Source organism: Kitasatospora sp. NPDC004799 (assembly GCF_040609095.1).
Classification (GTDB): Bacteria; Actinomycetota; Actinomycetes; order Streptomycetales; family Streptomycetaceae; genus Kitasatospora.
On the sequence record NZ_JBEXJK010000281.1, the window covers coordinates 1 to 10748 of the forward strand.

The 10748-nt window shown below is 72.6% G+C and carries 14 protein-coding genes and 1 rRNA gene; 5 read left to right on the plus strand and 10 right to left on the minus strand.

The features are described 5' to 3' along the window. Positions 1 to 2043 (plus strand): MXAN_6230/SCO0854 family RING domain-containing protein (locus ABZW03_RS28550; protein ID WP_355264251.1); only part of this gene is annotated, 2043 nt, incomplete at its 5' end. Positions 2044 to 2136: 93 nt separating this feature from the next. After that, positions 2137 to 2808: a DsbA family oxidoreductase gene (locus ABZW03_RS28555; protein WP_355264254.1), complete on the plus strand. Its 672-nt coding sequence runs from the start codon at positions 2137 to 2139 to the stop codon at positions 2806 to 2808. A 1042-nt stretch (positions 2809 to 3850) separates the two neighbouring features. Here ABZW03_RS28555 and ABZW03_RS28560 read toward each other — a convergent pair. The 6 genes from ABZW03_RS28560 to ABZW03_RS28585 form a co-directional block, all read right to left on the minus strand. Further along, on the minus strand, positions 3851 to 4519 hold the full coding sequence (locus ABZW03_RS28560) for a hypothetical protein (RefSeq protein ID WP_355264257.1): 669 nt from the start codon (positions 4517 to 4519) through the stop codon (positions 3851 to 3853). Positions 4520 to 4610: 91 nt separating this feature from the next. Then, positions 4611 to 4865, minus strand: a complete 255-nt coding sequence (locus ABZW03_RS28565; RefSeq protein WP_355264260.1) for a hypothetical protein — start codon at positions 4863 to 4865, stop codon at positions 4611 to 4613. Between the two features lie 60 nt (positions 4866 to 4925). Then, positions 4926 to 5786: a hypothetical protein gene (locus tag ABZW03_RS28570; protein WP_355264263.1), complete on the minus strand. Its 861-nt coding sequence runs from the start codon at positions 5784 to 5786 to the stop codon at positions 4926 to 4928. A 43-nt stretch (positions 5787 to 5829) separates the two neighbouring features. After that, a complete protein-coding gene (locus ABZW03_RS28575) occupies positions 5830 to 6762 on the minus strand; it encodes a GNAT family N-acetyltransferase (protein ID WP_355264266.1) in 933 nt (310 codons plus the stop codon). A 78-nt stretch (positions 6763 to 6840) separates the two neighbouring features. After that, complete coding sequence (locus tag ABZW03_RS28580; RefSeq protein ID WP_355264269.1) at positions 6841 to 7251, minus strand: SRPBCC domain-containing protein; 411 nt, start codon at positions 7249 to 7251, stop codon at positions 6841 to 6843. Then, on the minus strand, positions 7248 to 7562 hold the full coding sequence (locus ABZW03_RS28585; protein WP_355264272.1) for a metalloregulator ArsR/SmtB family transcription factor: 315 nt from the start codon (positions 7560 to 7562) through the stop codon (positions 7248 to 7250). The genes ABZW03_RS28580 and ABZW03_RS28585 overlap by 4 nt, the downstream gene beginning before the upstream one ends. 148 nt (positions 7563 to 7710) lie before the next feature. Here ABZW03_RS28585 and ABZW03_RS28590 point away from each other — a divergent pair, with 148 nt between their 5' ends. Next, positions 7711 to 8097, plus strand: coding sequence for a hypothetical protein (locus tag ABZW03_RS28590; RefSeq protein ID WP_355264275.1), 387 nt, complete (start codon positions 7711 to 7713; stop codon positions 8095 to 8097). 83 nt (positions 8098 to 8180) lie between these two features. Here the strand turns inward: ABZW03_RS28590 and ABZW03_RS28595 are convergent, their stop codons facing one another. The 3 genes from ABZW03_RS28595 to ABZW03_RS28605 all read right to left on the minus strand — a co-directional run bounded on the left by ABZW03_RS28595 (position 8181) and on the right by ABZW03_RS28605 (position 9232). Beyond that, complete coding sequence (locus ABZW03_RS28595; protein ID WP_355264278.1) at positions 8181 to 8507, minus strand: hypothetical protein; 327 nt, start codon at positions 8505 to 8507, stop codon at positions 8181 to 8183. A gap of 105 nt (positions 8508 to 8612) precedes the next feature. After that, the gene (locus ABZW03_RS28600; protein WP_355264281.1) at positions 8613 to 8861 is read right to left on the minus strand and encodes a hypothetical protein; all 249 of its coding nucleotides are present in this window, start codon (positions 8859 to 8861) and stop codon (positions 8613 to 8615) included. Next, the gene (locus ABZW03_RS28605) at positions 8858 to 9232 is read right to left on the minus strand and encodes an ATP-binding protein (RefSeq protein ID WP_355264284.1); all 375 of its coding nucleotides are present in this window, start codon (positions 9230 to 9232) and stop codon (positions 8858 to 8860) included. The genes ABZW03_RS28600 and ABZW03_RS28605 overlap by 4 nt, the downstream gene beginning before the upstream one ends. Before the next feature lie 181 nt (positions 9233 to 9413). Here ABZW03_RS28605 and ABZW03_RS28610 point away from each other — a divergent pair, with 181 nt between their 5' ends. Both ABZW03_RS28610 and ABZW03_RS28615 read left to right on the plus strand, forming a co-directional pair. Further along, positions 9414 to 10301, plus strand: coding sequence for a helix-turn-helix transcriptional regulator (locus tag ABZW03_RS28610; RefSeq protein WP_355264287.1), 888 nt, complete (start codon positions 9414 to 9416; stop codon positions 10299 to 10301). 10 nt (positions 10302 to 10311) lie between these two features. After that, complete coding sequence (locus ABZW03_RS28615) at positions 10312 to 10512, plus strand: DUF397 domain-containing protein (RefSeq protein WP_355264290.1); 201 nt, start codon at positions 10312 to 10314, stop codon at positions 10510 to 10512. A gap of 132 nt (positions 10513 to 10644) precedes the next feature. Here ABZW03_RS28615 and rrf read toward each other — a convergent pair. After that, positions 10645 to 10748 (minus strand): 5S ribosomal RNA (gene rrf, locus ABZW03_RS28620); the annotation flags it as partial.

Sequence of the window (10748 nt, forward strand, 5' to 3'; positions counted from 1 at the left end):
GGTGAGACCGACCCGGAGCGCCTCACCCGGGCCTTCGCCGCGCTGGAGGCCCGCGGCATCACGGCCCGCGAGGACCTCGCCGCGCTGCTCGCCCACGCGCCGGCCGACCTGGCGCGGCGGCTGCCCGCGCGGATCCCGCTGCGCGAGACCAAGGCCACCGTGCTCGCCGCCCTGCTGGAGCGCGAGGGCGCGGCGGCACTGCCCGTCCTGGCCGAGCGGATCGACACCGCCACCGACGTGCTGCGGCTGCTCTGGGCCCGCTCCGGCGCCGAGCCCGACCTGCTGCCCGGCACCGCGCGCCGGCTGCGGCTGCGCAACCTCCCGCGGCCGCTGCGCAAGGGGCTGCTGGAGATCCTGGAGGGCCTGTCCCCCACTGCCCTCGCCGAGGACCTGCGCCGGCACCGCTCGGCCTGGCTGCGCGCGGGCGAGCTGCTGCACCCGTACGAGCACCGGCGGCGCTTCCCCGGGGTGACGGCCGCGTTCGTGCTGCTGCGCGAGACGGACCTGCGCACCCACGAGGTGGGCCGGGAGTTCGCCGAGCCGGCCGCGCCGCTACGGGCGGTCACCACCGGGGAGCCGGGCCGGGAGCGCACCCGGCTCGCGTTCACCGGCTTCGCCGGGCGGGTCGAGGGCCTGCTGGCCGCCGGGGACGCCGCCGGCGCGGTGCGCGTGCTGGCCGGGCGGCCCGGGGAACTGGTCCGCCGGCTGCACCACGTGCTGCGGGTGCACGCCACCGTCGCGCCCGGAGCACCGCTGCCGCCGGAGCTGCTGGAGACGGTCGGGGCCGCGCTCGAACGGGTCGCCCCCGGGCCGCTGCTCGGCGCGTACGGGCGGCTGCGCGGAGCCCGTACGGCGGGCGAGCGGCGGCTGTACTTCCCCCGGGGCACGGTCTCGCTGGCGCACGCCCGGGTGGACCACGGCACCGTGGTGCCCGCCGAACTCAGCGCCTCCGTCTGCGCGTTGATCGAGGCGGAGCTGCTGCGGCGGAGCGGCGGGGAGCGCTACGAGCTGGCGCTGCTGGACGAGGGGCTGGTCGACCTGGTCGCGCCGTTCGCCGAGCGGGCGGCCGCCAGGACGCTGGTCTGCGTGCCGCGCGGCAGCCGGCAGCGGCTGCCGGAGGGCGAGCGGCTGCGGCTGTTCCTGCACTGGATGCAGCCGGAGCACCTGCGGGTGGACCTCGACCTCTCGGTCGCGCTGTACGACGGGCAGTGGCGGTTCAGCGGGCTGTGCGACTACACCAACCTGGTGCACGGCGACCGGGCCGCGGTGCACTCGGGCGACTACGTGTCCGCGCCGCCGCCGAACGGTGCGACGGAGTTCGTCGACCTGGACCTCGCCCGGCTGTCGGCGGGCGGCTCGCGGTACGCCGTGGTGATCGTGTTCAGCTACAACGACGTCGCCTTCGAGCAGCTGACCGACGCCTTCGCCGGCTTCATGGACCTCGGCGCGACGCCGTCCGGCGGCACCCACTTCCACCCGCGGACGGTCCGCCAGCGGCTGGACCTGGTCGGGGACGCCGTGGTGTGCGTGCCGATGATCATCGACCTGGCGGAGCGCCGGTACACCTGGACGGACCTCAGCACCGGCGCCGAGGGCGGCTACCACAGCGTGTACCGGCACCAGGCCGAGGTCGGCGCGCTCAGCCGGGACGTGCTCGCCCACTTCGGCCCGGAGAACCGGGCCACCCTGTGGGACGTCGCCTGCGCCCGGGCGGCGGCGGGCACCGACGAGGTGCACGTGCGCGGCCGGGACGGCGGCCCCGTACGGCGGTGGCGGCGGCGGGCGGGCGAGGACGCCGGGGCGTTCGCGGCCCGGCTGCGGGCCCTGCGGGACGAGGACGGCCCCGGCTCGGCCGGGCTCCCGGACGGGCTCCTGGACGGGCGGCGGGTGTTCGTCGCGCTGGTGGACGGGGACGTGCCGGCGCCGGAGAACCTCTCCGGGGCGCTGTACCGGCTCTACCCGGGGCCGGTGGACGCCGCGGGGGAAGCGCTGGAGCGGCTGACCGCGGGGGACCTGGTGGCGGGGCTGGCACCTCGGACCTGAATATTTCTTGTGCTGAAATATTCAGGTCCGCGAGGTCGTTGTCGCTGGTGTCGGCGCGGGAGGTCCGCGCGAGGCTGGAAGGAGTGCGGCGCCGTGCGCGTGGAGATCTGGAGCGACATCAACTGCCCTTGGTGCTACATCGGCAAGGCCCGGTTCGAGCAGGCGCTGGCGGCGTTCCCGCACCGCGAGGAGGTGGAGGTCGTCCACCGCTCCTTCGAACTGGACCCGCGGGCGCCGCAGGAGGCCCGCCCGCTGCTGCCGCTGCTGGCCGCCAAGTACGGGATGAGCCTGGAGCAGGCCGAGGCGGCGGAGGCCCGGATCGCCGACAACGCGCAGGCCGAGGGCCTGCCGTACCTGCGCGCGGGGCGCGACGCGGCGAACTCCTTCGACATGCACCGCCTGCTGCACTTCGCGAAGGAGCACGGCCGGCAGGCGCAGCTGCTGGACGCGCTGTACCGGGCCAACTTCGCCGAGGAGCGCTCGGCCTTCGAGGCGGGCCGACTGGTCGAGCTGGCCGTCGAGGCCGGGCTGGACGGCGAGGCGGCCGCGGCCGTCCTGGCCGACCCGGAGGCGTACGCGGAGGCCGTCCGCGAGGACGAGACCACGGCGAGCGCCATGGGCGCCACGGGCGTGCCGTTCTTCGTCCTGGACCGCCGGCTGGGCGTCTCCGGCGCCCAGCCCGCAGAAACCTTTACCCAGGCCCTGGACCAGGCCTGGAACACCCGCGTCACCCTCCCCCTGGCCCCCCTCGCTCCGCAGAAGTGAGCCCACCCGGAGTGGGAAGTCGGCCCAGCCGACTCCCCACTCCGGCCCGCTCCGGGCTTCCCCCGGCCACCCCGGCCCAGCAAGCCACTGCACGCACAGGAAGTCGGCCAGGCCGACTTCCCACTCCGGCGGGGCAACCACCCAGGCCCACCACGCGGCCCCAGGCGCACCACCCCATCGGGACATCGACCCCGCACAGGAAGTCGGCCGAGCCGACTTCCCACGCCAGCGCGCCGCGGGCGCTCCGCCGGCCACCGCACCACCCGGGCCCGGGCCAACCATCCAGGCACTTAGGCGCACAGGAAGTCGGCCAGGCCGACTTCCTACTCCCGCGAGAGGGCTGCCCCAGCACGCCACACGACTTCCTCCGACTGCCCAACCGCCCCGGCCCAGCACCCCGCACCAGACCAGTGCAGCCCCACGCGCACAGAAAGTCGGCCGGGCCGACTTCCCACTCCTGGCACGCCACCAGGTCGCCGCCGACCCCTCACCCCACGCCAGGCCAGGACACCCTGGGCACACAGGAAGTCGGCCAGGCCGACTTTCCACTCCAGCTCGCCACAGGGCTTGCTCCAGCCGCCACACCGCGTGAGCGCGGGCCGTCCGCCCCAGCGCCCCGCATCGGACCAGTGCAGCCCTACGCGCACAAGAAGTCGGCCAGGCCGACTTCCTACTCCGGCGGTCGCCCCACCGCGTGAGCCCGGCCGCCCCCAGCACCCCACGCCAGACCAGGCGGCCCCGGGCGCACAGAAAGTCGGCCGGGCCGACTTCCCACTCCGGCGAGGGGCCGCCCTGGCACACCACAGGGCTCCCTCCGGCTGCGACGGCCACAGCCGGGCCGCAGCAGATCAGTGCGGCCCGGGGAGTGCGGGCGCGCTCGGGCGCCACGGGCCGGTGGCGCGGGAGACGCGGGAAGTCGGCCGGGCCGACTTCCTGCTCCAACGCACCGCGCGGCTTCCGCCGATCGCTACACCACGTGAGCACCGCCGGACCCCGTCCTCCCCTGGGCGCACAGGAAGTCGGCCGGGCCGACTTCCTGCTCTCACCGGGTGGTGGGCTGGTGGGGGGCGTAGACGATGTGGAGGGTTGCCGGGACGCCCTTGGCGGTGCGGCCGGAGGCCCAGCCCTCGTGGGTGAGTTCGGTGCAGTGGTGGGCATCGGGGCGGCGGCCGGGGGCCTCGCGGCTGACCGCGTGGAGGTGGGACCCCGACCAGCGGAAAGCCGTGGGGCTGCCGGTGACCACGAGCGTGTGGGCCGCCCCGGCGAAGCGCAGGTCGTCGCGCCAGCCGGCGAAGTGGTGGCGCTCGTAGTCGATGGCGTCCTCCGGTGGGAAGTCGGTGACCGGGAGGTCGACGGTGTGCAGGGTCCCGGCGCCCAGGCGGGCGCGGACCTGCTTCCAGCGGGAGGGCGGGAAGCCGAGGCTGTGGTGGACGAGCAGGAGGTCCAGCCGGTCCTCGGGCGGCACGTCGGGCAGGCCGGCCGGGCCGGGGTTGGCGCGCAATGGCAGGTGGATCAGAGAGCGCCGGGAGCGGGCGGCCAGGGCCCAGGCGGTGGCGAGGTCCTCGGCGCCCCGGCGGTCGAGGTGCAGGTCCATGAACCAGCCGCCCGGGAGCACGTGGAGCGAGGCGCCGGCGGTCGGCCGCGCCAGGGTGACCACCCGGTACTCGTCCCGGCCGAGGCGGACCCGGTGGATCTTCGTTCGCAGTCTCACCAGGGTGTCGTACCGGAGGCCGGGGCACGTTGTCCCGCGGTTTTCGGGGAGGCCGTGGCACAGGAAGTCGGACGGGCCGACTTCCTGTGCGCTAGCGATCGACGGAGACGAGGAACTCCGGCCGCAGGTACCACGGGCTGCCGTCCTCGGTCTGCACGTGGTAGACGGGTCCGACGTGGCCGGGGTCGTGGTCGTCGGCCTCGATGACGCATTCCAGGACCACACCCCGGGTGCCCAGGACCTCCGGGCCCAGGTGGCCGAGTTCCGGGCGGGGCGGGTCCGGGGTGGTCAGCGCCACCCGCTCACCGTGGGCGAACGTGGCTTCGTCGGGCCAAGGAATCGTCATACCGGCAGGCTACGGGGCCCCGGTTCCGCCAGCGGCCGTGCCGATGCGAACGGGTGCGGTTCAGAAGTGGTCGGGCCCCGACCAGCTGTACCAGCGGCCGTCGACCTGCGTGTAGCGGGAGGGGTGCCCCGTCGGGCCGCCCGACGGGAAGTAGGCGTAGCCGTGGTGGGCGAAGACGCCGGACCCGGTGACGGCGAACCGCACGCCGCCGTCGACCAGTTCGGTGTCCTGGACCGGGTAGCCGCCGATCCAGGCCGGGGCGCGGTCCGTCGCCCCGACAGCGAGGGCCTGCTCGGCGTACGAGGTGAGCGCGGGCCGGGAGACCGAGAACCGCGCCTCGCGCGGGACGTCCTGACTGATCGACAGGGCCGCGGCACCGACCAGCAGCGGGCCCGCCACCCAGCGCCAGGAGCCGCGCCGCCGCACCGTACCGGCCTCCCCGGCCGGCTCCGCCGCGGCCCGCACCGTCTGCCGGGCGATCCAGGCGAACCACGCGAACGGCAGGAGCGCGAGCGCGAACAGGCCGAGCCCGAGCAGGCCGTAGTCCTCACCCGGCACGCTGAAGCCCAGCACCACGGCGCCCGACGCCAGCGCGCAGCCCAGCAGCACACTGTTGCCCGGCCGGGGGAGCCGCCGCACGCGGCGCCGTACGGCGGGCGACGCGGCCAGCCCCGCCAGGCCCAGCGCGAGCACCACGACCCCCGGCGTGCCGACCGTCGCGAGCAGCACGACCGGCACCTGTACGAAGAAACCGGCCACCACCACCGCCGTCGCCACGGTCCCGTGCACGGAACCCTCCGGGGCGGCGGCGACGACGGCCAGCAACACGGCCAGCGCCACCGGACCCCGGTACCCGGGCGTGCTCAGACGGTCGAACGTGGCGGCCCGTACGGCGCCCGGGAACGAGGAGTTCGTGATCACGCCGCCATCCCTATCAGACGGTGGGCTCCCCCGGAAGGCATGGTCAGTCGTAGAAGAACTGGCGGAGGTCCTCGACCGACCCAGGGCCGAACAGGAAGGCCTCAACACGGTTGATCTCACGGCTCGGTGGCGGCCCGTCGACGGACAGCCGCCGCAACCAGGTCTCGCCCTGCTCCCCCACCGCATGGACGGCGGAGAGCAGTTCGGCCATCCCGGCAGGACGGGGCGGGGTCACCCCGGTGACGGGGACGAGCTCCCAGCCGCCGGCCCGGGCGGCGAGCCGGAGCACGCCCGCCCAGGTCGCGATGCGGAAGAGCCGGTTGCGCAGGGGCAGTTCGACGGACGGGTCCAGGTAGCCGAGCCCGACGGTCGCGGCGGCGAGGTCGTCCATCACCTGGCGCTCGACGGGCGTGCGGATCCAGCGGCCCTCCTGGGCGTCCTCGATCGCGGCGTGCCACCACTCCCAGGCGCTGTCGAGGCGGGCCTCCGACGCGGTCGGCGCGGGCGGTTCCGGCGTGCCGGTCCGCGGCCGGTGGAGGTGGAACAGTTCCGGGTCACCGTCGTCGAGGCCGTGGACCAGGCCGGCCGGCTGCCACCCGGCCCGGTGCAGCAGTCGCCGCATCGGATGGTTGGAGACGTTGGTCGAGGTGAAGAGCTTCGGGGTCTCGCAGGAGGCCGCCGCCGCGTCCAGCAGGCGACGGCCGACGCCCCTGCCGCGAGCGGACGGCGAGACCATCAGCATCGTCACGAAGCCCTGCTCGAAGAAGGTGTACTCGACGACGCAGTAGCCGAGCGGCCCGAACGCGCCTTCCGCGACGAAGACCTGGCCGCCCTGGTCCGGTCGGCACCACCTCCGGATGCTCGCCGCCCGCTCCCCGTCTCCGCCGGCCGCGACCGTGTCGATGCCGACCAGCGCGTCCGCGTCCGACTCCTCGCCGCGGCGCACGACGAGCTTGCCCAGGTCCACTGCGTCCATGGGGACATGCTGCCAGTTCGTGCCGATGCCGTCGCCGAACTGCGCGGGCGGGGCGTTCGCTTCGGGCGGCACCGGCCCCTAAGCGGTCTCGCCCAGGACGGAGTCGAGACGGTCCAGGACGTGCGGCCAGCCCCTGCCCATGCCCTCGAACGCCTGCCGGCCCATCGGGGAGTCGAGGTCGAAGCCCGCGTGGACGAGGACGAGGCGGGTGCCGGTGCCCTCCGGGTGCAGCGTCCAGGTGACGGTGGTGTCGAGCGAGCCCTCGGCGAACCGGTAGGCCAGCAGCCGCTGGTCGTCCACCTCGGTCACCTCGCAGGGCTGACTGCCGAAGTTGCCCATGTCGAGGGTGAAGCGGTGCCCGACGACGGGCTTGATGTCGCCGGCGGCCCACCAGCGGGCGTGGAGCTCGGGGTCGGTCAGGGCCTTCCACACCGCCGCCGGCGGGTGGGGCAGGAACTTCTCGCAGGTGATGGTGTTGTTCTCGGTCATGTCCCGTTGTCCTCGTCCAGGAGGTCGGACAGCGCCTCCAGGCGCCGCTTCCAGTAGTGCTCGAACGGATGCAGCCAGTCGCTCACCTCGGCCAGCCGGGCCGGTTCGAGGTGGTGGAACCGGTGCCGGCCGCGGGGCTCCTCGCGCACCAGCCCGACGCTGCGGAGCACCGCCAGGTGCTCGGAGACCGCGGGCCTCCCCAGGTCGAACATTCCGGCCAGTTCGCCGGTGGAGCGCGGGCCGTCCCGCAGGCTTTCGAGCAGTCTGCGCCGCACCGGGTTGGCCAGCGCGCCGAACACATCCGTTGGCATGACGCCAGTATGCGTCGGAGATTTCCGACGCGTCAAGAATCTCCGACGCGTTCCGAGTGCTCGCGCCGAGACCGCCGACGTCTTCGGTCGCGAGTCGGCTCCCCGTGCCGGCCTTCACGCGCGATGGCCCAGGCACTACGTTGCGGCTGTGATCAACGATGCGGCTCCGCGTAAGGAAGCTCGATGGGTCGTCCTCGTGGAGGCCGAGACCTGCGCCGGCTACGAGGAAGACCACCGCTGGCAGCTCGTCGCGACGCACGCCGTCCCGGAAGGCGGCCGTACGGCGGCCGACGGACTGGCCCGCAGGATCGCCATGGAGTACGTCCCCAAAGGGGTCAGCGTGGGCTCGGGGGACATACCCGCGCGCAAGATCTTCCGAGTCGCCGACGGTTCGTGGCTCGTCGAGGTCCGGGGCAACGACCACAAGGGCGTCCTGTGTCGGATCACCGCTGCCGAGCTGGTGCGCGAGTGGGAGTACGTGCGTGCCGGGGAGACCCCGGCCGAGCGGCGACGCAGGGTGTTGGGTCAGAACTGACCAGCCGGTGCACGGTCGCCGACCGGTGACCGGGCTTGCCTGGTCATGCGGCGAGACGCCGCCGGCCTGGCGAACGCCCTCGGTCACCGGTGGTGGGAGCGCGGGTTGAGGCGGGTGGCGTCCCAGGGGGTGTTGCGGCCGGCGGCCTCGCGGTAGGCGATGCGCTGGACGGCGAAGAGCAGGCGGTAGAGGTTGAGGGCGGTGTCGGAGTCGTCGGCGGCGAAGCCCAGGTGGTGGACGAAGGTCTCGAGCTCCGGCCAGTCGAAGTCGTCGGGGACGGGCGGAGCGACGGCGACGCCGAAGACGGTGTTGAAGGCGGCGGCCACGGCGTAGTTGGCCGCGGCGAGGGCGTTGGCGACGCCGGGGTCGGCGGCGGGGTCGGGGCCGGAGGCGACGGTGGGGCCGGGCATGTCAGGACTCCTCTTCGTCGGGCCTTGCAAGGTTGAGCGTGGTGATGACGCCCAGGACGACGGTGGCGATCGCGAGAGCGATGAGGGTGAGGAAGGCGGCGGCGATCAGGAACCGCACGAGCGCTCGCGGTCGGCGTCGAGGAGGAGGGTGAGGAGGTTCAGGAGGGTCGACGCCGGGGCCATGCCGAAGCGGACGACGAGGCGGCCGTCGGCGGTCCTGTCCGTGCAGGCGGAGGGGAAGTAGAGGCCGTACTTGCGGCCGCGCTCGTGGAGTTCACCGAGGAGGATGAGGAGGTCCTCCTCGGCGTAGGAGCGGATGCGGGGGTCGCCGGGCTTCATCGGCTGACGCTTCACGCGGCGGCTTCCTTCAGCAGCTCGAACCAGACGACCTTGCCCTGCTTCCGGGGCTCGGCGCCGAAACGGTGGGTGAGTGCGCGGACGAGGAAGAGGCCGCGACCGGAGACGGCGAGCAGGTCGACGGGAAGGCGGATGTCGTCGGGGATCACCGGGCTGTTGTCGGCGACCGAGACCCGGAGCCGGTGGTCGGCGAGGGCCAGGACGACCATGGGAGCGAGGGTGTCCCCGTGCCGCCAGGCGTTGAAGAAGACTTCGTGGAGGGCGAGTTCGGCGTCGGAGATGACGGACGGTCGCCACCCGGCGGAGGTGAGGAGGTCGGAGAGCTCGGTACGAGCGGTGGACCAGTCGGGAGGGTTGCAGGCACGCATGAGAGACCCCAGGGGGGAGAAGGGGAATCGACGAAGCAGACACTCCGTCATGTGATCGGTGCAACACTGAGAGTAGGGCGATAGGTGTTACGCGTGCAACCAGATCGCCGAGATACCCGGCCCAACTTGGCTAAGCTCACTCGTGTGGGTGGAGACTGGCCCAACACGGAAGGAATCACCCTTGGCACTCAGGACCCAAATCAGCGAGCGACAGCGGCGGTTCGGCGCTGAGCTGAGGAGGTTGCGCGAGGCGGCGGGCCTGGCGGTCAAGGACGCCGGCGCCCTCATCGGCATGGCGGGCCCGCAGCTGAGCCACATCGAGGCAGCTCGAACGGCGCTCGACCCGGAGCGGCTCTCGGTCTTGCTCGAAGCCTATGGGTGCACGGATAAGACCTACATCGCTCTGCTGCACGACCTCGGAGCGAGCGACGGGAAAGGCTGGTGGACCGAGTACAAGGGGAAAGTACCCGCCCTCGCACTGGACTTGGCTGAAGCAGAGCACCGAGCAGAGTCCTTCGCCGTCTTTGATGCGCTGTACATTCCCGGAACACTCCAGGTCCCTGGCTACGTCGAGGCAATCTACAAAGGCGCTTACAAGGACGGTCGTTGGGACACAGCCACGGCCATTGAGTTCCGCCTGCAACGTCAGCGCATCGTGACCGACAACAGGCAGCGACAGTTTCGGTTCGTCATCCACGAAGCAGCACTTCGGATGCAATTCGCCGGCAAGAGCGTGATGCGCGACCAGCTCCACCACCTGGTAGACATGGCAGAGCTCCCCAACGTCACCATCGAGGTCTTGCCGTTCGATGCCCCGGGAAGGGCTCCATACGCCGGCGCGTTCCTCATCTGCGACCCTGGATACAGGGACCTCTCGACCATCATCCTGGATGGACCGAAGCGCGCGGTTCACCTTGGCGATCCGGATGACGTGGCGGCCTACCATCAAAAATTTCAAGAGGCCCGAGATCTCGCACTGCCCGCCGTCGACACCAGCAAGCCCCGGCGTGACAGCTCTCGCGACTCCTGGGGGCTACTTCAACACCTTCTCTACAAACTCCAGCATTGAAAGGCACTCGATGTCCCACCTGGCCTGGCAGAAGTCGTCCTTCAGTGACGCCGATGGCGGCAGCACCTGCGTTGAGCTGGCCACCGGAGGACAGGACGTCCGCCATCTCCGCGAGTCCGACGACCCCTCCGTCATCCTCACCACCTCGACCACCCAGCTCCACGCCTTCCTCCTCGCCGCCCAGGCCGGCGAGTTCGACCACCTCATCTGAAGGCTTCCCCGCCTGCCCGCTGAGGCAGCGGGCAGGCGGGCCTGCGCTGAGCACAGCGGGCAGGCGGGCCATTCCGGAAACGCGAAGAACCCCCAGCCCGGTTTCCCCGGCTGGGGGTTCTTCTGAATAATTGTTCGGCGACGTCCTACTCTCCCACAGGGTCCCCCCTGCAGTACCATCGGCGCTGTAAGGCTTAGCTTCCGGGTTCGGAATGTAACCGGGCGTTTCCCTCACGC

Excerpts from the sequence above, each read along its gene's own strand:
- ABZW03_RS28565 (WP_355264260.1), bottom strand. The coding sequence starts at position 4,865 with ATGACGATTCCTTGGCCCGACGAAGCCACGTTCGCCCACGGTGAGCGG.
- ABZW03_RS28575 (WP_355264266.1), bottom strand. The coding sequence starts at position 6,762 with ATGGACGCAGTGGACCTGGGCAAGCTCGTCGTGCGCCGCGGCGAGGAG.
- ABZW03_RS28580 (WP_355264269.1), bottom strand. The coding sequence starts at position 7,251 with ATGACCGAGAACAACACCATCACCTGCGAGAAGTTCCTGCCCCACCCG.
- ABZW03_RS28585 (WP_355264272.1), bottom strand. The coding sequence starts at position 7,562 with ATGCCAACGGATGTGTTCGGCGCGCTGGCCAACCCGGTGCGGCGCAGA.
- ABZW03_RS28595 (WP_355264278.1), bottom strand. The coding sequence starts at position 8,507 with ATGCCCGGCCCCACCGTCGCCTCCGGCCCCGACCCCGCCGCCGACCCC.
- ABZW03_RS28605 (WP_355264284.1), bottom strand. The coding sequence starts at position 9,232 with ATGCGTGCCTGCAACCCTCCCGACTGGTCCACCGCTCGTACCGAGCTC.
- ABZW03_RS28615 (WP_355264290.1), top strand. The coding sequence starts at position 10,312 with ATGTCCCACCTGGCCTGGCAGAAGTCGTCCTTCAGTGACGCCGATGGC.